The organism is Paenibacillus sp. BGI2013 (assembly GCF_002843485.1).
In the GTDB taxonomy this organism is placed as follows: Bacteria; Bacillota; Bacilli; order Paenibacillales; family Paenibacillaceae; genus Paenibacillus; species Paenibacillus amylolyticus.
The window spans coordinates 77319-99424 of the sequence record NZ_PJFA01000010.1 but is presented as its reverse complement, the minus strand read 5'-3'; the positions used below and the strand labels follow the sequence as shown (position 1 = coordinate 99424).

At 46.5% G+C, this 22106-nt stretch carries 22 protein-coding genes; 8 read left to right on the top strand and 14 right to left on the bottom strand.

Features of this window, described 5'->3' with window-relative positions:
• Positions 1-58 precede the first annotated feature (58 nt).
• Positions 59-301 carry a DUF7662 domain-containing protein gene (locus CXK86_RS22330; protein WP_036606815.1) on the top strand — a complete coding sequence of 81 codons (243 nt, stop codon included), beginning with the start codon at positions 59-61 and terminating at the stop codon, positions 299-301.
• Between the two features lie 122 nt (positions 302-423).
• Here CXK86_RS22330 and CXK86_RS22325 read toward each other — a convergent pair whose 3' ends face one another.
• The 3 genes from CXK86_RS22325 to CXK86_RS22315 form a co-directional block, all read right to left on the bottom strand.
• Positions 424-2076, bottom strand: a complete 1653-nt coding sequence (locus CXK86_RS22325; protein ID WP_076328860.1) for an extracellular solute-binding protein — start codon at positions 2074-2076, stop codon at positions 424-426.
• A 120-nt stretch (positions 2077-2196) separates the two neighbouring features.
• Entirely contained in the window at positions 2197-3789 is a 1593-nt protein-coding gene (locus CXK86_RS22320) for a response regulator transcription factor (RefSeq protein WP_101314580.1), read from the bottom strand.
• The gene (locus CXK86_RS22315) at positions 3764-5524 is read right to left on the bottom strand and encodes a sensor histidine kinase (RefSeq protein WP_101314579.1); all 1761 of its coding nucleotides are present in this window, start codon (positions 5522-5524) and stop codon (positions 3764-3766) included. The genes CXK86_RS22320 and CXK86_RS22315 overlap by 26 nt, the downstream gene beginning before the upstream one ends.
• A 315-nt stretch (positions 5525-5839) precedes the next feature.
• On the opposite strand from CXK86_RS22315, the gene CXK86_RS22310 reads away from it, so the two are divergent.
• Positions 5840-6760, top strand: coding sequence for an ABC transporter permease (locus CXK86_RS22310; RefSeq protein WP_101314588.1), 921 nt, complete (start codon positions 5840-5842; stop codon positions 6758-6760).
• A 132-nt stretch (positions 6761-6892) separates the two neighbouring features.
• The gene (locus CXK86_RS22305) at positions 6893-7771 is read left to right on the top strand and encodes a carbohydrate ABC transporter permease (RefSeq protein WP_036606808.1); all 879 of its coding nucleotides are present in this window, start codon (positions 6893-6895) and stop codon (positions 7769-7771) included.
• 45 nt (positions 7772-7816) lie between these two features.
• On the opposite strand, the gene CXK86_RS22300 is transcribed toward CXK86_RS22305, so the two are convergent.
• The 6 genes from CXK86_RS22300 to CXK86_RS22275 all read right to left on the bottom strand — a co-directional run bounded on the left by CXK86_RS22300 (position 7817) and on the right by CXK86_RS22275 (position 11983).
• Positions 7817-8008: an aspartyl-phosphate phosphatase Spo0E family protein gene (locus CXK86_RS22300; protein ID WP_036606805.1), complete on the bottom strand. Its 192-nt coding sequence runs from the start codon at positions 8006-8008 to the stop codon at positions 7817-7819.
• A gap of 246 nt (positions 8009-8254) precedes the next feature.
• A complete protein-coding gene (locus tag CXK86_RS22295) occupies positions 8255-9271 on the bottom strand; it encodes a hypothetical protein (protein WP_101314578.1) in 1017 nt (338 codons plus the stop codon).
• Positions 9272-9297: 26 nt separating this feature from the next.
• Entirely contained in the window at positions 9298-10296 is a 999-nt protein-coding gene (locus CXK86_RS22290) for a C39 family peptidase (RefSeq protein ID WP_257468050.1), read from the bottom strand.
• Between the two features lie 28 nt (positions 10297-10324).
• Positions 10325-11245 (bottom strand): helix-turn-helix transcriptional regulator, encoded by a 921-nt coding sequence (locus tag CXK86_RS22285; protein ID WP_036668108.1) that lies wholly within the window; start codon positions 11243-11245, stop codon positions 10325-10327.
• 83 nt (positions 11246-11328) lie between these two features.
• Positions 11329-11517, bottom strand: a complete 189-nt coding sequence (locus CXK86_RS32745) for a hypothetical protein (RefSeq protein WP_076253532.1) — start codon at positions 11515-11517, stop codon at positions 11329-11331.
• Between the two features lie 142 nt (positions 11518-11659).
• The gene (locus CXK86_RS22275) at positions 11660-11983 is read right to left on the bottom strand and encodes an ArsR/SmtB family transcription factor (RefSeq protein WP_036606795.1); all 324 of its coding nucleotides are present in this window, start codon (positions 11981-11983) and stop codon (positions 11660-11662) included.
• 205 nt (positions 11984-12188) lie between these two features.
• Here CXK86_RS22275 and CXK86_RS22270 point away from each other — a divergent pair, with 205 nt between their 5' ends.
• Positions 12189-13568 carry an MFS transporter gene (locus CXK86_RS22270; RefSeq protein ID WP_076253531.1) on the top strand — a complete coding sequence of 460 codons (1380 nt, stop codon included), beginning with the start codon at positions 12189-12191 and terminating at the stop codon, positions 13566-13568.
• Positions 13569-13770: 202 nt separating this feature from the next.
• On the opposite strand, the gene CXK86_RS22265 is transcribed toward CXK86_RS22270, so the two are convergent.
• From CXK86_RS22265 to CXK86_RS22255, 3 genes are all read right to left on the bottom strand, one after another.
• Positions 13771-14220 (bottom strand): nuclear transport factor 2 family protein, encoded by a 450-nt coding sequence (locus CXK86_RS22265; protein ID WP_074096526.1) that lies wholly within the window; start codon positions 14218-14220, stop codon positions 13771-13773.
• Positions 14221-14385: 165 nt separating this feature from the next.
• Complete coding sequence (locus CXK86_RS22260) at positions 14386-14793, bottom strand: RrF2 family transcriptional regulator (RefSeq protein WP_017692155.1); 408 nt, start codon at positions 14791-14793, stop codon at positions 14386-14388.
• Between the two features lie 106 nt (positions 14794-14899).
• The gene (locus CXK86_RS22255; RefSeq protein WP_091019159.1) at positions 14900-15739 is read right to left on the bottom strand and encodes an AraC family transcriptional regulator; all 840 of its coding nucleotides are present in this window, start codon (positions 15737-15739) and stop codon (positions 14900-14902) included.
• A 118-nt stretch (positions 15740-15857) separates the two neighbouring features.
• Between CXK86_RS22255 and CXK86_RS22250 the strand changes: the two genes are divergently transcribed.
• Positions 15858-16862: a Gfo/Idh/MocA family protein gene (locus tag CXK86_RS22250; protein WP_101314577.1), complete on the top strand. Its 1005-nt coding sequence runs from the start codon at positions 15858-15860 to the stop codon at positions 16860-16862.
• A gap of 20 nt (positions 16863-16882) precedes the next feature.
• A complete protein-coding gene (locus CXK86_RS22245) occupies positions 16883-17830 on the top strand; it encodes an aldo/keto reductase (protein WP_101314576.1) in 948 nt (315 codons plus the stop codon).
• 271 nt (positions 17831-18101) lie between these two features.
• Here the strand turns inward: CXK86_RS22245 and CXK86_RS22240 are convergent, their stop codons facing one another.
• Both CXK86_RS22240 and CXK86_RS22235 read right to left on the bottom strand, forming a co-directional pair.
• Positions 18102-19121 carry a Gfo/Idh/MocA family protein gene (locus tag CXK86_RS22240; RefSeq protein ID WP_036668128.1) on the bottom strand — a complete coding sequence of 340 codons (1020 nt, stop codon included), beginning with the start codon at positions 19119-19121 and terminating at the stop codon, positions 18102-18104.
• A 55-nt stretch (positions 19122-19176) separates the two neighbouring features.
• Positions 19177-19953, bottom strand: coding sequence for a sugar phosphate isomerase/epimerase family protein (locus tag CXK86_RS22235; protein ID WP_101314575.1), 777 nt, complete (start codon positions 19951-19953; stop codon positions 19177-19179).
• 375 nt (positions 19954-20328) lie between these two features.
• On the opposite strand from CXK86_RS22235, the gene CXK86_RS22230 reads away from it, so the two are divergent.
• Positions 20329-21159, top strand: coding sequence for a helix-turn-helix domain-containing protein (locus CXK86_RS22230; protein ID WP_036668130.1), 831 nt, complete (start codon positions 20329-20331; stop codon positions 21157-21159).
• A 237-nt stretch (positions 21160-21396) separates the two neighbouring features.
• The gene (locus CXK86_RS22225) at positions 21397-22098 is read left to right on the top strand and encodes a response regulator transcription factor (RefSeq protein WP_101314574.1); all 702 of its coding nucleotides are present in this window, start codon (positions 21397-21399) and stop codon (positions 22096-22098) included.
• The last annotated feature ends 8 nt before the right edge of the window (positions 22099-22106 follow it).

Here is a 22106-nt window from a genome sequence, read left to right as displayed (position 1 = left end):
GCTATCGTCATCCCCACGTTGTATAATCATTGTATTCCTTTTCAGGAGGTCTGACTAAATGAGCTACAGCAAATACTTCCCCTTGGAAAACTATTTGAATCAAGTTTCAATCACCCTTACATACGCAGAGCTTGAGGAGATTCTCGGATTTACGTTACCCCCTACAGCGTATAATCGCGAACAATGGTGGGTGAATAATTCCAATAATCATACACAAGCACTATCCTGGTTAAATGCCGGATGGAAGGTTGAGAATGTGATTCTAGGAAAACAAGTAACTTTTGTCCGCTGCGAGTCATAATCGATCTGTACGATATAGATTAATAGTTATAACTCCAAAGGTTCTATTTTCCATAAATGTTATTCGAGACAAAAAAAGCAGGGTAGACTGATGAATTCATCAGTTCTCCCCTGCTTTGTAAATTAATTAACTGTCTTATACCACTCGTTCACTTCGGCGGTAATATCATCGCCGCCCATGGATTTCCACTTCGTCACAAACGCATCAAATTCCTCAATGCCTACCTGACCATAGATGATCTTGCTGAACGTATCTTTCTCCAACTTGTCGATTGCGTCCTTCTTCATTTTCATCGTCTCGGTTGGTGCCCCGGTGAACTTATTCTTAATGGCGTTATCTTTATTCGCAACGACCACCTCAGCGGCTACAAATACTTCCGGTTTGTTGGCAATCTTCGTATTTTTCTCAAAAGGAGTCTCCGGTTCCTTGCCCTTCGCAAGTTCCGCCAGCGTATCCATCATGAGATTCGGAATCCGTGCACCATCATACGTAATCGTATATTTGAGTGGTGATACGCCGTCCTTCACTTCAGCTTCACCAACGACTTTGCCATCCACGATGTCATAATCATATCCTTGTGCGAAGCCATGTTCGAACTCGCTTCCCACTTCCGGATTAGCAAAGTTGTCGAACAGATAATTTTGGTACGTGAAGAAAATCTCCGGGTTCGCCATGTCTTTGTTAATCAGTACAACGCCGTTACTTGCACCAGAACCATGCTGGTGGCTCTCACCTGTTGGTCCTGTAGGTAAAGCAATGGCCTTGTACGTGGCACCGTCCACATTTTTCTTCACATCATCAATCGGCCAGTTTGGCATCCAATGTGGTCCCACAATAATGCCTGCTTTACCTGCGGTGAACAATTCTGCTGCCTTGATCTCGTCATAGACACCCGCTTCTTTGGGCAGGTAACCTTTGGACAACCAATCTTTCATCGTTGCAAGGCCTTCCTTCACACCTGGCTGAATGGAGCCATATTGCAGTGTTCCGTCTCCGGCATCATTCCACTGTCCAGGCATCGTGTTGTACATGCCGAAGATCCAGCCGGATTCCGTCATCCAGGTATTGAGCGCATTTTTCATGCCCACGGTCAGACCATACGTATCTTTCTTACCGTTCCCATCCGGGTCCTGATTCGTAAAAGCATCCATGACCGTAACCAGTTCATCCATGGTTTTTGGTTCTTCCAGTCCCAGCTTCTTCAGCCAGTCTTCCCGGATAAACATGACCGAATCGCCGTTGTAGGCATAATCGAAGATTGGAATGCCATAACGCTCGCCCTCATACATGTATGGATACCATTCCTCGGATGCTGATTCGGATGCCTGTTTCCATGTGTCTGAAGCGTATTTGTCAAACAACTCGCCTGCATTGGCAAATTTGCCGGACTCAATTAATTCCCGGACCAGATTGTAGTCTCCCCGAATGGAGACGATATCCGGCAGTTCTTCGTTAGCGGACAGGGACAAGCGTAATTTCGTGTAAAATGCATCATTGGTCACCGATACAGCCCATGGCGTAGTCAGATCGATGCCAAGCCGTTCCTTGGCCCATTTGGTATGCACATTGTTCTGGGCTGTTTCCCCGTTCTTGAATTTCGTATCATCATTCCAGGCCCGCAAATAACTCATCTGTACCGCCGGTTCATACTTCCCATCTTGCAGAGCAAGTGGTGCAGCGGCTTCCTTCGCCGGTTCTTCCTTGGCCCCCGAACTACATGCCGTTACAGCAACCATCGTGATTGCGAGCAATGCCGTCATCATTTTTCTATACATGAACTAACCCCTCCTCAGGTAACTTGGATACCCTTACGTGCCAAATGCACCTTACATGAAAAGGATAGTGCAGCCGGGGAGGCAAACATATATCACAATTTCAATGTTCATATCGATTTGTTAACCGTTCCGAAAATCTTGCGGGGTCAGTCCATAATGTTTGCGGAACACCTGAATGAAATAAGGTGTATTATTGTACCCCACTTCCTGACCAACTTCATAGATCTTCATCGCCGTATGCTTCAGCAAATGAACCGCACGTTCCATTCTGGAACGGATAATATAATCACTAATGCCTTCACCTGTGGATTGTTTGTACATTTTCGACAGATAGACGGGGTGCAGATGCACCTCTCCTGCAATGACTTGTAACGATAAATCCTCGCCAAGATGATGGTCAATCCATTGCTGTACCTGCCTAATCAGCGTTGATCCGGCATCCTGTCCCACATCGCTTGTGCTCTCTGCCCACTGCTGCATTACAGACCGAGTCCACGTTTCCAGACTACGCAGCGAGATACCATAACCATCCTTGAGCAACTGCTGGTACTGCTCCCCAAGCACTTCGGCTAACTGTCTTCCTTCCCGATGAGCCATATAGGAGAATGCTGCCGCCAGATAATGAAAAGCCACATACACATGTTCCGGGAACACACTGTTCGACAGTTCGGCAAAGATCTGATCAATCTTGCGGTGTGCATCCTCCATGCGCCCGGCTTCCAGTAACGTCGTCAGACCCGGTGGTTCATACAGCGCTGCAAGAGACTTCAACGTGGCCCCATTGGTTCCTGCCGCCGCATTCAAATGTAATCTTTTGCCCGCCTCGGCCTGCTTGCGAAGTGCACTCACAGCTTGATGATATAGCTGCGGCACCTGATCTGGGAAACGCCCCCTACGACTAACGGACAGGGAAATGGTCGCGTTCAGATACTGCCTCACACTGTGGATCAACCGCTCTCCAAGTCGGCCCATTAACATTTCTGGTTCGGCCTGAGTTTGTTTGGGACTGGCCATGAAGACCAGATCATCATAGGCATCATCCGTATGGCAGAGATGATAGGTACTGCCGTAGATCTCTTCCACTACATTCGAGATGGCGTACTTCATCAATCGAAACGCTTTATGTGTAGGTTGATGGTCATCATACCGGATGAGCAGCAGTTGCATTTTATCCTGTGGACGGAACTCAATCTCCAATTGCTCCAGCTTGCCTTGGAGTTCAGCATCCGCAAATTTATGGCCTAACAATACATCCTTCATCAGTTCCGCCCGCTTCTCGGGCAGATGTTCCCTCACGGAATACATGGCCCGCTGATGCAGCATTTGTTTCTCACCCTCAAGGCGAATCTGCACTACGGCCTGCTGCACGGATTCGATCAGTTCCTCATCTCGGACCGGCTTGAGCAGATAACTGACTGTCCCATGTTTGAGTGCCTGCTTCGCATAATCGAAGGAAGCATGCCCCGATAAAATAATACATTTGGTCTGTTCCCACTTTTGGCGGATGTGACTGACCAGATCCAGACCGGACATACCCGGCATACGGATATCCGTGATAATAATATGGACCTGATGTGATGCCATATGTTCCAAGGCTTCTTTGACTGAATAGGCTTTGAATACTTGACCAATCCCGTGTTCTCTCCACGGTATCGAGACAGCGATCGACTCGACTGCCGAATGTTCATCATCCACGACCATCAGATTCATCATGCGGTTGTTCCTCCTCAAACCATCGAATTTCTACACTAAGTCCACCATAGGGAATCGCTCCAAAATGAAGCCCCGACGACATCCCATATCGCGTAACGAGACGCTGGTGCACATTCCACGTGCCTGTTCCAATCTCCTCACCCATCGGTTCATTGATCTCCCGTTCCAATTCGGCAATCTCTTCCGCTGTCAGCGTGACACCATCATTGTCAACAAACAGGCTATATCTTGTATATTTCCGACCCTCAATATGTTCGGGTACCGCCATCCCCGTTACGACGACATGCCCACTGCCCTCCATCGGCTCAATGCCATGGATCACCGCATTCTCTACGATGGGTTGAATGAGCAGTCGCGGAATGTGAAGCTGCATCAGTTGCTGCGGTACGGCAATCTCGTAGGTCAGCCGGTTGGTCCGCATCTGTTGAATGGACAGATAATGGTCCAGCAGCCGAATCTCTTCTTCCACTGTTGTCATGTCATTCTCGCCCCGCGTAATGTAGCGATAGTAGTCTCCCAGACTTAGCGACATGGCAATAACCGCTTCACGGTTGCCAAGCTGGGTCATATTTTTGATATAAAACAGGCAGTTGTACAGGAAATGGGGATTGATCTGTGATTGTAGATGTTTCAATGTGGCTTCCCGTGAACGGATACGTTCCTCATATACCTTCTCGATCAGTTCCTGAATCTGCTCTGCCATATGGTTGAAGCTCTGGGTGAGATACGCGAATTCATCACGGGAGTGATCGACCGGAATCCGTGTAGACAGCTGCCCTTTGCGAATCTGTTGCAGCCCTCTCATCAAACGATGGATGGGCACCTGAACTTTTCGATACAAAAGCAGTGCAGCCCCGATACTCAGCACGAGCAGTAACAAAATGGAGGTAATAAACATATTTCGGCTCTTGTCCATCGGGGTTAACAAATCATCCAATACCACCGGGTTCACGTATACCGCTTGCAGTTGTTTGGAGTGCACATAGCTGACCAGATATTGTTTACCGCCCACCTCCAATTGATGATTGCCTTCCCTCTCCGGCCCGTTAAAGGGCATATCACGCATAATCGCTTCGACCAGTTCGGGGTCCGCCATACGATTCAGCAACGGATCGTTACCTGGTACCAGCAAGAAAGGATCTCCGCCTTGTGTCTCTTTGAAATCATCCAACATGGCAACCACGTTCATCGGGTCAAAATTAATCTCCATCACCGTTCGCACGCCTGTATTCACCGGTTTTTCATTCCACTCGTAGTTATCCGTGAAAAAGTAGGTGAAACTCCCCTTCTCCAGCTGCCATTGGCCAGGTTGCGGAAACGTCAACATCTTCTCATCGTAGACCGTCCGGCTGGACATGGTGGATAACACAAGTTCCGCTTGTGGCAGGACAATGGTAATATCGTTCTTCCAGCGGCTGGTGGACTGGTACAACGATAATTTGTCGAGAATATCCAGATAGATACTGTTCTTCTCATATTGGCTGGTGGAGTCCGTCATGTAACGGTAATGCAGGATACTCGGATCTCGCAGCAATGTCAGGCCATACAGCGAGAGCTGCTCGATATTTTTATCCACCTGCGAACTGAAATAATTGAACTGGTTCAGACTCGACTGTTGTTTCTCTTCAACGACCATGTCCACATTTGCCTGGTTCGCGTATGTATACAGCAGCAGAATGGGTACGAGCAGGCAGATTAAGAGAATGACCGTCTTCGCAAATACTGTGAATTTCATCGTTTCACCCTGTCCCTAAATTTGGAGTCGTTCTACACCGAAGTCCTATTTTATATTGAAAGCCCTTACAATTCTATATGATTTTTTGTTCTCCCGTTTTCCTGTGACTTGAAAACCTCTGTTTCCTCAACAAGTTAATATTTCAACATCCGCATTGAAATGTTGTTCTATAGTCGACCTTTCTCCGTTGCTATAATTCAGTTGCTCCACTCTGTACAGAGGCTTATTCGCCTCACTTTCAGGGCTGGACGAGATAAAGGAGGGACCCTGATGGCTATAGAACAACCGTTAACAACCAATACGCCGGTGCGAAAAATGACACCCCATCCACGCAAACGTACCCGCTGGAATTTCAAACGCACATGGCCGCTGCATCTAATGCTGTTGCCTGCTGTACTGCTCACATTACTGTTCGCCTATGTGCCCATGGGCGGCATTATTATTGCTTTTCAAGACTTCAAACCGTGGCTGGGATTCACTGGATCCAAATGGGTGGGCTGGGACAACTTCCGGTTCATGTTTGAATATCCCGACAGCGTTCAGGTCATCTGGAACACGGTGCTGATTGCTTCGATGAAAATTGTGGCCGGACTTGTGGCCCCCGTGGTGTTCGCCATTTTGCTAAATGAGGTTCGGAACTCTACATTCAAACGTTTCTCACAGACCTTGGTGTATCTGCCCCATTTCCTGTCCTGGGTTGTCCTGGGCGGCATTCTGCTCGATATGTTATCACCGGAAGGTGGGCTGGTAAACCAGGTTTTAGCCGCGGCTAGTGTTGAACCGATCTTTTTTCTGGGAGATGGCGACTGGTTCCGTGTAACGGTGGTTGTCAGTGATGTGTGGAAGGAGTTTGGATTCGGAACGATTGTATTTCTGGCAGCACTGGCGGGTATTAACCCGGCATTGTATGAGGCTTCGGAGGTGGATGGGGCAACACGGCTTAGACAGACATTACATATTACCCTGCCTGCACTCGTACCGATGATTATCGTGGTAGGTACGTTATCGCTGGGCAACATCCTGAATGCAGGTTTTGACCAGATCTTTAACCTGTACAATCCGCTGGTATATGAGAAAGGCGATATTATCGATACCTTTGTCTACCGGATGGGAATTCTGAATGGCAAAATGAGCTTTGCGACCGCTGTTGGACTATTCAAATCATTTGTCGCGATGTTCCTGGTCATCTCTGCGTACCGGATGGCGTACAAAATCGCCAATTACCGTATTTTTTAAGAAGCATTTTGCATAAATCCAGACAGCGACTTTCAATAAGAAAGATAGAGATCGAAATGGTTCAGTTCGTCTATATCTTGTACACGCGAGCGATTCAAATCGAATTATGCAAAATGCAGAGGAGGAATCAAGGTGTATCACAAAACAACCGGGTACCGTATATTCAATGGTTTCAACCTGATATTCATCGCGGCCGTCTCGATCCTGTGCATCCTGCCGCTCGTCCATATTCTGGCGGTTTCCTTCAGTGGTAAAGCGGCAGCATCCGCCAATCTGGTAACACTATGGCCGATTGATTTTACGGTGGACGCCTATACCAAAACATTTGGTAACAGTAACTTTATCAGCGCACTCTGGATTTCAGTCCAACGTACCGTTCTTGGCACACTGCTCAGTATGACACTTGTTTTCCTGACGGCTTATCCGTTATCCAAGGAGAGTCTGCACTTTAAAGGACGTTCGTTATATGCGTGGTTTTTCATCTTCACGATGCTGTTCAGCGGGGGATTGATTCCATCCTATATTTTGATCCAGAAGCTTGGATTGATGAATACGATGTGGGCTCTCATTTTGCCGGGAGCGGTGGCTGTCTGGAACCTGATTCTCATGATGAACTTTTTCCGCAACGTGCCAAAAGAGCTGGAAGAAGCCGCATTTATCGATGGAGCCAACCATATCACAACCCTGTTCAAAATCTATCTGCCTGTTTCCATGCCCGCCATTGCCACGATCTCCTTATTCACCATGGTAGGTCAATGGAATTCCTGGTTTGACGGTTTGATCTATATGAATGATGCTTCCAAATATCCACTCGCCACGTTAATGCAGACCATAATTGTACAGCAAGATTTCTCCAACATGAACGTGGATGCAACGCAGCTCCAGAACATGTCTCAACGTACGGTGAACGCGGCTCAGATCTTTATTGGGGCTCTGCCGATTCTGCTCGTATATCCGTTCTTGCAGCGTTTCTTCGTAAAGGGGATTGTGCTCGGGGCGGTAAAAGAGTAAGGCAAACACACGGAATCCCTTCTTGGAATTCTTTGTTCAGAAAGATCATGATTTCAGTTGATTCGAGATCGTTCTCCCGCGAGTTGCATTGTTATATTCATTAATTAACTCATCCAGCACCATGGATTGGCGAATAACCTCCGGATGCCATAGTTCCGGGTATTGAGCTGCAATCTGGTAGAGCCTTTGCCGTGCATGTTCGATACATTCCTGAATGGTTTCCGGATTATGTACCATACTCCCGCCCCCTGTTGTCCTTGAATATCATCATCCAAAAAAGACCATCTAATATAATATTCGGAACAAGAGGGGATTTGGATTACCCCAAAATTAAAATTTTGGTTATTTTTCTTTTAAAAGTTATTATTAGCGTGGATCACATGAGTTGATGTGTATATATGTTCAATACAAATAAACCGGATCGGCTGCGCCTGTCCGGTTTTATTCCTGCTGAGTTTTTCAATTTTCTCTATCATGCTCCATTCATCTTAATCCAACATCCTTAAAACGATTGCCTATCGTCTCTGGAAAGGCACGTTTAATCGCATCAATGGCACGTTGTTCCGTAGCCCCTGCCTTCCGGATAAGCTCAATTACTCTTTGCACACATTCCGGTTCTCTCGAATCCCAAGAGATGGAGTTGTCTATTTCCTCAATGATCATTGTGTACAGGTTTGCGAGTAGCTCATACTCGTCTATGAGCTGGTCCATTTGAATGGACAGATGCTTAAGTCCTGCAACATAAGAGGCAATATCCAATCTTGATTTGGCATAATAGCGAAGTACAGTTGCCGCTTGTTCTGCGTCATATGTTCCTGACTGCAAAGCAGCAGCAATAGCGGCATACGCAGCCGCTCCACAGGCGTAATCTTGGGGCGGCAGCATATAGTCATGGGTTTCCCATTTGTACACGGCCTGGATTAACGATTCCTTGCAGACTTCCCATAAATCGATAGGTGCACAGGCTTCCAGAACCTGATAATACCAGTAGGGTGTACTGTTCCTCCCAAACGAATCATAGGGCAGACGAATGATTTCATTACCTTTACTTTCACAGATGAATAACACCCGTTCCGCATCATCATATCCAATAACAATGACAAATTGATCGTGCCAGAGAATCGCACCTACGCCCCGGTCAATGGAAGCTTTGATATCCAGCAGAGCCTGCTTCTGATAGAGCGGAAAAGTCGGTTCAAATGAAAATCCACCATGTTGTCCCGTTGTCACACCAATGAAGTCTGCTGCGACAAAGTTCTCTGTCATCCAATTGTATGCGGAGATTGACTCTGACGTCAGACGCCGATCCACCACTAATCGGAATGCACTTGCTGTCATGCCTGCAATCATGTGGTGTGGCAAAACTGTCCACTGTTTATGTAATAAAATGCGAAACAACGCATCTGTATATGCGCTCACACCGCTCCATGATCTATATTCATCCGCAGAGGTTGGGGCTTGCGGGAAGCGAATAAAGTCCTGCAATACTTTGGCTGCCATCATCCGTCACTCCTTCCTCCCTCATTCTATCGTGCTGAATGTGCCCCCCACCGTGGTACAGTGGACCGTTTACGGTCAGGATACTTCCTGGATATCACTCGAAAATAATCAATAGCCTGCTCTTCCAATGCTTTTGCCTTCACTAGTACCCGTGCTAGATCTTCTGTCGTATCTGGTCGCAAGACACATCTATTTTCCTGCTGAACTATATATCCTTTTATTTGCTCAATTAACGTCCCAAGCTGTTCATAACATGCATAAGCCTGGTCCAGTTCGTTCCATATCCCTCCAACATCCTGCAAATACATCCTTATTTCAGTTCGAGCATGGCAGAAGGATTCCAAAATATAAGCCGCACCGGATTCATCAAAATCCCCACTCCGTAGGGCCTCCACCCACACATCATATGCCTTTCTACCTGAAGCAATATTCTGATCAGGTAACAGTCGATAGGGAATATCCCAATCCTCAATCGCCAGTCTCAGGGATTCCAGCAGCATCTGTTGTTCAGGGATGCGGACCTGATCACCAAATACCTGACAATACCAAAATCCGGTAAAGTTCAAGCCAAAATTGTCATACAACAAAATCTGCGGTTCCTTGCTCCATCCGTCTTGCACATAAAAGATGCGGTCACTGTCATCATATCCATGAATAACACCGAACTCAGGAATCCAGTAAATCACACCAGTGCCTTCATCAATACTCCGTCTCACCCAATTCACTGCATCCTGCTGATAATAACCGAACGTGGAATGACGTGTACGTCCCCCATCCCAGATCGTGAATATCCCCAGGTTATCGACTCCGGGACGATGTGCTTCCCCCCATTGTCCATACGCTGTAACCGACATGGGAAGTAGTCTGCGATGTACCGACAGCTTGAAAGCCATGCCCGTATATCCGGCAAGTACAACCTTGGAACCTTGAAACTGGCCTGTATGGGTTAGTATCGCATGCAGACTATCCACGTACGATTTGGATTCCCGCTTCATGATGAGGTTATCTAAAATGTTCTCAGCCAAGGATGGATCTTCTCCTCTCTACACTGGTTTATTCCACGTTTTGCTTACCTTGTATCGCGAGCCTGTCAATTAATCCTTCTGCGCTTTGCTGAAGCTTGCGTCTAAGCCACCCAGGAGACAAAAGTTCCTCCCATTCACTAACAAACAAATGCTGCAAGAAAGCGTCCGTGTCATAAAATTCAATTGAATAAATCTGATCTTGCCTAGCCCGAATACGATACCCTTCCCATAGGTCCATTTGCTGCAATTCCTTCAAGCGAATCTCAGCTACAAACGGTTTACGCACAGGCAGTGTTTCTTCCCATCCACTTAGGAGAGCATCTGACTTGTACTCAAATCTCTCATTCAAGATCGATACATGAACAATGCCCTCCAAGCGAATGGCCACTTGCTGTACAGGGTCTGCTTCATAACCCACCACGTAATCGGCGTTAAACTGGGATATCATCTTTAATGGACACAAGGAAAACTGCCGTTCTCCATCGTGATCCCTGTAATGAATATGTACTCTGCGCAAGTCAGTTATGGCGTGGGACAACAATTCAAAGAATTGCAGTTGCTTCGGTTGCGCCGAAAATACTGGGAGCTCACTACTTACCATCTGTTGTTCCTCCAACGTAAAACGCTCCAGCAAATGCGCTACACGTTTCACCGCGTCCGATTGATCATAATCGTAATGCCGGTAACGATGCGCCAGATATTTCAGCACACGCTGCTCTTCTTCGGTCATATACAAATGGGGCAATCGAAAAGTCTGATCCTCATAACAATAGCCCCGATATTTTGCCATATACACCAAAGGGGCTCGCAAGGAACTTGCCATATATTCAATATCACGCTGAGCCTGACGACGGGAGATTTCAAATTCACGGGCAAGCCAGCTGCTATTCGGAAAACGTCCACCCCGAATCTGTTCGTCAAACCAGTGAATCCGATGCATGTTACTCATCTTCCCGCCCCCATCTCATCCATTCCTAATATATTCGATTATATCAAAAGACATGGCCCGTTCCGAAGAACAGGCCAGTTATGTTATACATGTGCCTTATCCACTCTGGATTGCACGGCTTTGGAGCATTTCTTGCATACTTTCAGACTTGTACCGTCTGTTTTTGTTTGCGTATACAACAATTTAATTCGGGTACTGCTACACACCGGGCATGTTCCCCGGCCCCTGGAAGGAAGACTCCACAAAACGCGTCCTCTTTTAGTTTTTGCCAATGGTTGTGAACCTCTTTTCGATATGGTTTGTGTGTTCACCGTTATTATATAGGGCATGGTACGACACAGAATGTCGCATCAGTATTAGAAGTATTTCAAAAAATAAAAATGTCCCCTCTTCGACCTGAAGAAAGGACAACATTTAGGAAGGATCTGTGCTCGACTGAGCTGCGGCCTGCAATAACGGTTGCAGGAGTCCTGGAAAGCGCGTTTCCAAATCATCGGATCGCAGGGTGAGAAAATGCTGTGTGCCCTGCACTCTGACCCGAATGACTCCAGCTTCTCGCAGGGTCCGAATGTGATGCGACATCGTTGACTTCACAACAGGTGCATGAAAATGACTGCACGGCTGCTCCCCGCTTCTCGCTGCTTCGGCAACAATCCCAAGACGGGTCGGGTCGCTTAATGCGTACAATACGGAGGAAAGTTCAATATCTGATACTTGTGGATGATGTAAAATCTTCATATTGTAGTCTCCTTTTTTCAGACTATCCATTGTATTTTAACACAGATCCATGATATATTTCTAATGTTCGACACCAATCGAACTTTAATGATTTCGTTATGTAACCCCTGCTGTTAGGCACGGGATTGACATCATACTACATTTTGCAAATGTTACACACCGTTTCTGAAATGTTGCGAAATACACATCACTCTAGGAGGTTTTTATGAACAACACCGCAACCGCATCATCAGGGGAACGGACCGGAATACAGGAAGGTTTAATTGTAAGCTTGCTTGGCTTCACCGTTGTACTCGTTGTGATGAATACAATGATGTTTAATCTGGCCCTGCCCAAAATTGCAGCCGAATTTATGCTTACATCCGTCGCTTCCTCATGGATTGTTACAGGGTATTCCATTGTATTTGCCATTTCTTCGATTACGTTCTCACGTCTATCGGATTTCATACCTATTCGTACATTATTCACGACCGGGCTTACGTTACTTGGTGCGGCATCCGTTCTCGGGTTCTTCAGTAATCATTTCATCATTTTGCTCATTGCACGTCTGATCCAGGCTGCGGGTGCTGCTTCGGTTCCGGGGCTTGCCATTGTGCTAATTACCCGGTACATTCCGAATGATCGCCGGGGTAAATCGATGGCTGTCATCATGTCCGCCAGTTCACTTGGTCTTGGACTCGGTCCCGTCATCGGCGGAAGTATTACTCAGTTTCTGGGATGGCATGATCTGTTTATCGTTACAGGATTAACGTTATTCTTGATTCCTGTATTTTTCAAACTGCTTCCTCGGGAAACACCGCAAAAAGGTTCATTTGACCTGCTGGGTGCCGTGCTTCTCGCCATCGGTACTACCGGTGTGCTGTTATTCCTGACTTCCCGTCAGTGGTTCACGCTTGTCATCGGTGCTGCGGCACTGCTTCTGTTCTGGCTCCGAATTCGGCGCGCGGCAGATCCGTTTGTTCAACCTGCTTTGTTTAAAGACAAAAAATATATGATGCTCAGCTCGCTGGGGATTGTATCGTACATTAATAACTTCTCAACGTTGTTCCTGTTACCTCAAATTTTGGCGCATCTATATGGACTGACACCTGCTCAATCGGGACTCGTCATCTTCCCGGGTGCAGTCGTGTCCATGCTGCTGTCCAACCGGATCGGCCGCATGATTGACCGACATGGCAATACGTTGCTACTGAAGTTTGCCCCATGGCTACTACTGGCAGCTGCCGGACTATTCGCCTTATTTGCAGACAATAACATCTACGCCATCATGGCCGTGTATGTCCTGCTCAGCGTAGGCTTCTCTTCCCTAACCACCAGCGTGTCCAATGAATTGTCTGGAAATCTGACTATGGATCAGGTGGGCGCAGGTATGGGGCTGTTCCAACTCAGTCAGTTCTTCAGCGGTGCTTTCAGTGTTGCTGTTACTGGCGTAGCATTAACGGCGATGCAAAACATGCCACTGTCCTCAGCGTACACCAATATTTTCTGGGGCATGACTGTGGTCGCACTGGCATCCGTTATTTTCTCTCAGGTGTATCTGAGAATGCAGTCACGGAAAGTCACGAAAACAAGTCATCAGATTTAATATCATAACTAACCAAAAGAAGTCAGCAAGGGACCCTCGGGTTCTGAACCTGGCTTTTTTTCTACCTATTTTCTATGCATGATGCATGTGTCAGCTGCCCTCTTCCACTAACACAAAACAGCCCCAAGGATGCGTTCATCACACTCCTCGGGGCTATTATTTTATGGTTGACCAACTTCTCTATTCTTCTAAACTGAGTATACTATTCAAACAGGTCCAAACGAAGACGTTTCAGACTTGTATGTTTGATGTACCACTGGCCGTCGATTTTGACAAAAGTTTCGTGGTAGTGCCCAAATCCGTGGAAGGATTTGTTCTCATTGCCCTCCGGGAACGTAACCCAATCTTCCATTGGGGAGATGACCTTTGCTTCGTTCTCAGATACAAATTCAACTTCGGCGCTATGAACATGATGCACGGTTACGGCAACATCCACCAGATCACGGAATACTTGTACGATCGTATCACGGCCTGTTAATACCGGAATTGGGTTGCCCTCTGTACTGAAATCGGCCACTGCATCCGGAGCAAACACATCGCCCAAAGTATCCCATTGCTTCGTATCAATATAGCGGCAATAACGTGCCTTGGTGTTCCGAATGTTTTCAAGCGCGAGCAATTGTTCCAGTCCTGTGATCGTTGATTGGCTCATGTGTTGTCCCTCCAGAGATGTAAAATGTGATGTAAGATTAGGATCATGTATGTATGCATACTATACCTTCCTTATTGTACCATTCGCCTTCTATTAGGTACAACGATACAAAAAAATCTTTCCTTACCTCTCACGAGGTTGGGGAAAGATCACTTCTAGTGCAAGTTACAGGGAATGTGCACCCTTCATCTGGGAAGCCAGTTCCGACATTTTCTTATTGTTCAAAAAACTTTCCATCTCTTCTTCCGCCTGCACCATCACCTGCTGGATCAAACAGCCTGCGTTATGATTCTGGGAACATTCGAACAGGGACGCTTGACCTTCAATCGCATGAATGATCTCCAGGAAAGAAGGATCTGGATTTTTACGACTAAGCCGGTAACCACCATTGGCGCCAGAAGTTGATTCGATCATGCCCGCCTTAACCAATTTGGTCAATATTTTGGACAGATAGGTTGGTGATACCTTCTGCAATTCTGCAAGTTGGTGTACACTAACCAGCTGTTCGGGGGCAGTGCTTACAAGATGAAGCATCGTATGCAAAGCATAATTTGTCGCTTTTGAATATTTCATGAGGGCACCTCATTATACACGGATTTAATTTATCCATAATAGACTTGATTGAGCTCTGTGTCAAACCACTATACCTCAAGCGCTGGCAACATCGAAAGGATACGGGTTAATTATGATACAATCCGCGGTAATCCGTAGGTGTCATCCCCTCATGAGCCATGAACTGTCGGTTAAAATAACTGGCATTGGGATATCCCGCTTCCTCCGCGATTTGTCCAATGTTGGCCGTAGGACGTTCGAGTAACCATTGCTTCGCCATCTGTAGTCGTGAACGAGTGATAAATTCCATGGGCGTCATCTCCACAGCACTCTTGAACATTTTGCAAAAGTAATACGAACTCACACCTGCGAGATCCGCCCAATCCTGTAACAGGAAAGGTTGACAGGCCTCTTGCTGCATCTGTGGAAGAAGTGCAAGAACCCGACTCTCCGCCTTACTTGTGGTACGTGTGCTCTTTAAAGGTACTGCATGCTGCACGAACTCGGCAAGTACGGCATAGGTCAGTGTGGATAGCTGAGCTGGACGCAGCATGGTGTTCTGTTCCGCTTCAGTGAGCAAGGCCAGATGAGCCTCTTCCCAAGAGCTGCGTTGCCGCAGTGTCCACAATAGATTGCGATGTAACCCCCGCTCGATCATATAATCATGCAGACGTTCACCGTAAAAATGAACCCATCGTACATCCCATGGATCATCTTCACTACTATAATAATGCTGCCGCTGCTGCGGGAAATAGAGAAACGCCTGACCTGCGCGAAGCTCATGCACCACCCCGTCCACTTCCACATATCCCTTGCCCGAAGCGACGTAGTGAATATTAAAGTTGTTCAGTGCGCCAGCCTCACGCAACACGGAATGCTGGACGTGGTCCATATAATGTCCGACGGACTCGGGATAACAAAAATATGGAATATCCTGCAGGGTAAGCAATACGGTTTGTCTCATCATAGCCGGTTCTCCTTGATCAACAATATTGTGTTAACTAACCTCAATATATTATCATTTTAATTCATTGGTCTATTCTTTATAATCACAATATACATTCATAAACGGGAGGATACAACACATGAATTCAGTTCAAAAATTGCGTTGGGGCATTCTTGGTAGCGCTAGCATTGCTGTGGAATCCGTCATTCCAGGCCTGCAGCAATCCGAGTTAAATGAAGTAACCGCGATTGCCAGTCGAGACGAAGATAAAGCCAAACAGACGGCCGAACAACTTGGGATCGACAAGGCTTATGGCAGTTATGAAGCTTTGCTCGCTGATGATTCCATTGATGCCGTATATATCCCACTGCCGAATCATCTTCATCGGGAATGGACGATCCGGGCTGCTGAAGCAGGCAAACATATTTTGTGCGAAAAACCACTGGCTCTGACAGAACAGGAAGCTCAGGAGATGGTTCAAGCTTGTGCAGATGCAGGTGTGCATCTGGCTGAAGCATTCATGTACCGCCATCATCCAAGATATGAGCAGATCCGAGATATCATTGCCAGCGGTGAGATTGGTGAGATTCGTGGTATGCACAGCACATTTTCATTTAATAACTCCAATGCATCCGGCAATGTCCGCTTTCGGCGGGATTGGGGCGGAGGTGCACTGTATGATATCGGATGTTATTCCATCAGCGTAGCACGTCTGCTACTTGGTCAAGAACCAAGTGCAGCCACTGTTATTGGCATGTTCTCCCCACAGCATGATCAAGTCGATATGATGGCTTCCGGACTGCTGGAATTCGATAATCACGTTGGCGTGACCTTTGACAGCAGCATGTGGGCAGCCTTCCGCAACACGCTGGAGGTATTGGGATCCGACGGGATTATTGAAGTCCCTTCGGCATTTATCAGCGGACAGGACCGCAGTTCCAACTTCTATGTAACGGCTGGTGGTGAACGCAGAGAGATTGAAGTCCCGCAAGTGAACCACTACTCTCTACAGGGAGATGATATGGCACGTGCTGTACTTCAGGGCAAGGATTTGCGCTTCGCCCCTTCCGATGCGGTAGCTAATATGAAAGTACTGGAAGCTTGCCTTCGTTCAGCGGAAGAGCGTACACGAATTACACTATAATTGAGAGGATGAACTGACTTATGGAATATATCGAAATTGCTGGTGCAGGTAAACGTGTCTCCAGATTGATTAAAGGAACCGATTATTTCGTGCATAATGCCTACGATAAAGCAGCTACGAACATGGATGCTTTTCTGTCGATTGGCGGTAACACTGTAGATACAGCACATATTTATTGTGGTGGACAGAGTGAAGAAGTCCTTGGTCGTTACATGAAGGAACGTGGTAACCGCGACCAGATCGTCATTCTCACCAAAGGCGCGCATCATGACCAGAATGGGCCACGTGTGAACGCTGATGCCATCCGCAGTGACTTGATGGAAAGTCTGGAGCGTCTTCAGACAGATCACGTAGAGATGTATGCCTTGCACCGCGATGATCCCAATACCCCTGTCAGTGTTATTCTTGAAGCACTGAATGAACATATTGATTCCGGCAAAATCGGCGCAATTGGCGCCTCCAACTGGACCTGGCAGCGGCTCGAAGAAGCCAATGCATACGCTGCGGCGAATGGCCTGAAGGGCTTCACATTCAGCAGTCCAAATCTCAGTCTCGCCAAAGCAAACGAACCGTTCTGGGAAGGCTGTGTGTCAGCAGATGCAGAGACGCTGGCATGGCATGAGCAAACCAAACTACCATTGCTATCCTGGTCCTCCCAAGCGCGTGGTTTCTTCACTGGAAGATTCACACCTGAAGTTCGGGATAACGAAGATCTGGTGCGTGTATTCTACAGTGATGATAACTGGGAACGGTTGCATCGGGCTGAACAATTGGCTAATTCCAAGAAAACAACACCAATCCAGATTGCACTTGCTTATGTATTGAATCAGACGTTCCCAACCTGTGCGCTGATCGGAGCCCAGAATCAGGCAGAACTGCTCTCCTGTGACGAAGGATCACGCATCACGCTTACTCCTGCTGAAATCGCATGGTTGGATCTGGGCAGTGATGTACCGGCTGGCATCTAAAGAAAATTAATCATTCCATCATTCAATTTAATGACTCCAAGAGGCTGATATTCCGCGATAGCGTGAAATGTCAGTCTCTTTCTGTTCTGAACAAGCGATCAGATGCTTTAACCTTGTTGCACAAATTACCATATATACTGTTCACTTTTCCCCACTTGCCCGGGAACAAATAAAGAAGGACTTACCCCAGAACACTTCTCTGAAGATAAGTCCCTTATATCATAGATTAAGCCATTTAGAATGTTAGAAATTGCACTGTCATTCGTATGGGTTACAGTTTAACGATCTGACCTGTTTTCTCGGATTCGAATGCTGCCAAGATCACTTGCAGAGAACGCAAGCCCTCTTCCCCTGAAATCGCTGGAGGTGTTTGAGTGACAATCGACTCTACAAATGCGTCAATTACACCACTCGGCACTTGTTTCTCGTTGGTAGCCATGGCACCAACTTTGTACGTCTCAACTGTACCATTGGTCAGCTCAACGATAACTTCATCGCCTTCCACTGTTCCGATCTTCATAACACCATTCTCACACCACAGCACTGTACTGTTGTCTCCAGCTCTGTATTGTGTCCAGCTCGCTACGAGCGTTCCGATCGCTCCGCTCTTCATACGCAGCAAACAAGTTGCGTTATCGTCAACTTTAGTGCCTTCCTTGTGCAGTGTGCTGATGAAACCAGCCACTTCAGATACTTCATCATTCAGCAGATAACGGATGAAGTCGGATTTGTGCACGCCCAGATCGCCCATTGCGCCCATAATCGCTTCTTCTTTACGGAAGAACCAGCTTTCAGCTCCGTCCACACTCCATCCTTCCGGACCCGGGTGACCAAACGATGTACGGAAATTCAGGACTTTACCGAGTTTGCCGGATTCGAGAATTTCTTTTGCTTTTACGTGAGGAGGCATCAAACGCTGGTTGTGACCAACCATCAAATACACGCCATTTTTCTTGGCAGCTTCGATCATTTGCTCGCCTTCTTCAGTGGATACTGCCATTGGTTTCTCAACCAATACATGCTTGCCTGCATTTGCAGCAGCAATCGCCATTGGCGCATGCAGATAGTTTGGTGTACACACACTAACGGCATCCACTGTTTCGTTTGCAAGCAATTCTTCGTAACTGGAATACGCTTTACCGCCGTAAGTCTCGGCCATCTTCTCCGCACGCTCCACAACCGGATCGGCAAAAGCGACAAGTTCTACGTTCTCATTGGCAGCGTACTCTGGAATATGTCTGCGCTCGGCAATGGCTCCACAGCCGAATACAGCAACTTTAATTTTACTCATGTACATAAGTCTCCTTTGACAAATAGATTAGCATTTTTCATGGTTCGATGGTCCATTAGAATTGATTCAGGTAGTTTTCTTTCAACCAGTTGTAGCTGTTGGATACGCTCTCAAACGGAGGATTCTGACATACGTCTTGTTCCACGATCAGCCATTCCACGCCTGCATTCGTAGCGCCTTCAATAACAGCTGGCAGGTCAACCGAACCTTGTCCCAATTCCAGTGTTTTCATCTGGCCCTGTTCGTCTTTGCTGAAGTCCTTCAGATGAAGCAGCGGCAAGCGACCCGCATATTGTTTAATATACTCGATCGGATTTTGTCCCGCAAATTGTACCCAACATACGTCCATTTCCACTTTTACCGCTTCCGGTGATGTTTGAGCGAACATGGCATCAAAGGCATTGGCATCGCCAACCTGGCCATGGAATTCAAAGTCATGGTTATGGTATCCGAAGATCAACCCTTGTTTCGCTGCTTCAGCTCCATATTGTTGTAACTCAGCGAATAGCTTGGTCCAACCTTCTGCATTCTCAGGACGATCTTCTGGCATCAGGTAAGGACAAATGATATATTGTGCACCAATTGTTTTCAGGTAATCGATTTGTTTTTGCAAGTCTTCGCGCATCGCATGTAGTGAAACGTGGCTGCTGAATCCTTTCAGTCCAAGTTCATCTAGTAGCGCTTTCATTTCCTCAGCTGGAATATCGCCATATCCGGCAAACTCCACACCTTCATATCCAAGGGCCGCTACCTTACGCAACGTACCACGAAAATCTGTTGCAGTTTCATCACGGAGTGTAAACAATTGCAAACCAATATTAAGTTTTTTCATGTAGGATACACCTCTGTTCTCAAATTTGCTTTCATTGCTCTATCTGGTATCATCCTAACGCAAAACAGGCTAGAATGAACATATACAATATAGTCAGAACATGAACTATCTGATCAAATTTTATTTCCATCATTTTGCATCAATTGAATGTAGCTAATTTCAACTGAAGATATTTACACTGGCACTCCGATGACAGAACAACCTTCCGATCGCTGTTATCCCCAGATTTTTTTGATTTCCTTTTCAAAAGGATAAAATCCGGAGATAAAGGCGAACACTTCGTTTCTTCAGGTTCTTTCTGTCCTCTCCGTTTTCGTGTAAATGTTAAGTTAAACTTATGATGTAAAAGGATGTACATATTGGGGGATTTTATCTTTGGATACGTTAGAGACATCTGTACTGATCTGTGACTACTCATACCACTATAAAGCGTTCACTCATAATATGAAGGGCGAGTTGCAAACCTATCTGTTCCGTCTGCAGACCGAAGGCTCGTGCAAAGTGTATGTACAGGATGAAGAATTCAGGATGACTAGCGGGGATTTGCTGCTCTTAAAGCCTGGTGACGACTACCATCTCGTTGTAGATGAACCACATAAGGAAGGACGCTTGTCTAGCGGAGATTATTATCTGTTCTGCGAGGGCAGCTGGATCGAGAACTGGTGGAAACGGCAGCATCGATCTACCGTGAGCCGGATTGGACTTGATGACAAGCTCATCAGCCTGTGGAGAAATATGTTACTTGAGAAACGTCGCGGACCTCTTGAGGAAAATGCGGAGCTAAAGGATGCGTTACTGCGCGGATTATGTCTATATATTGACCGGGCAATTAAAGAGAATATTCAGACCGATCGGGCAGTCTCCTCTGCGCTGAAGTTAAAACGTTTTATTGAGGAGCATGCCACGGTCACGTTCAAGCTTGATGAAGCGGCTCGTTATGCAGGGCTCAGTCTGTCACGTGCAGTCCGTTTATTTAAGGAGCACTACAATCAGACCATGATTCAATATGCGATTGAGATCCGTCTGAATGCGGCATTGGAACGAATGAAATACAGTGAAATGACACTGGAGCATATTGCCGAATCCTGCGGTTTTGCAAGTTACTCCTATTTCCACCGGGTATTCCGGGCGCACTTCGGTGTATCTCCGGCGGAATATCTCAAATCCAAGCAGCATGAGCCTATCGATGATCTGGAGCATGTATGATGTTCAGTTCCAGAAACCCATGACCTTAAAGAGGTTCATGGGTTATTTTGATACATTGAACTGTAATCAACTTTCAGTACGACTGGAAGTCAGAACGTTTTATATAAGAATGAAGTTCACTTCAATATTTTTTTCATGTGACTCCTACAGAACAAGACTGTACAATTATAGAGACAGTCACTTTACAAATTCATACATATCCATTAAATTCACATTTATCATACTGGAGCGATACATATGCTAACCCACCAGCGCAAAGTCCTCATCATCGAGGATGAACCAGATATTTCGCGCATTCTGCGAGATTATTTAACCAAAAATCAATATGAAGCCGCCGTGGCAGCCACTGGACAAGATGGACTTCAGATTATGGAGCTTATTCAACCAGACTATATCATTCTGGACATTATGCTTCCGGACATGGACGGGATCGAGGTCTGTCGAGAGATCAGAAGGCGCAACAATATCCCCATCCTCATTCTAAGTGCCAGAGGCAGTGATACCGATAAGGTACTTGGTCTTGGCTTTGGAGCAGACGACTATATGACCAAGCCCTTCTCGCTGAGCGAATTGTTAGCACGAATTAATGCCCACTTCAGGCGTTATGACAGTATGACATCCGTTGGAGACAGAACAGATCTGTTGCATCTTGGAAACCTGGTGATTGATAAAAAAGCCTATAAAGTTACACTAAACGGATCGGAAGTTTCTCTGTCTGCCAAGGAATTCGAATTACTTCATTACTTGGCAAGCCATAAGAATCAGGTATTCTCCAAAGCCCAGTTGCTCGACGCCATCTGGGGATATGCAACCTACGGTGATGAAAATACCGTAACCGTATACATTCGCAGACTACGTGAAAAGATTGAGGCAGATGCCTCGCATCCGACCGTTCTGAAGACGGTATGGGGTGTCGGTTACAAATTCAATTACGAATAAGTGAGATT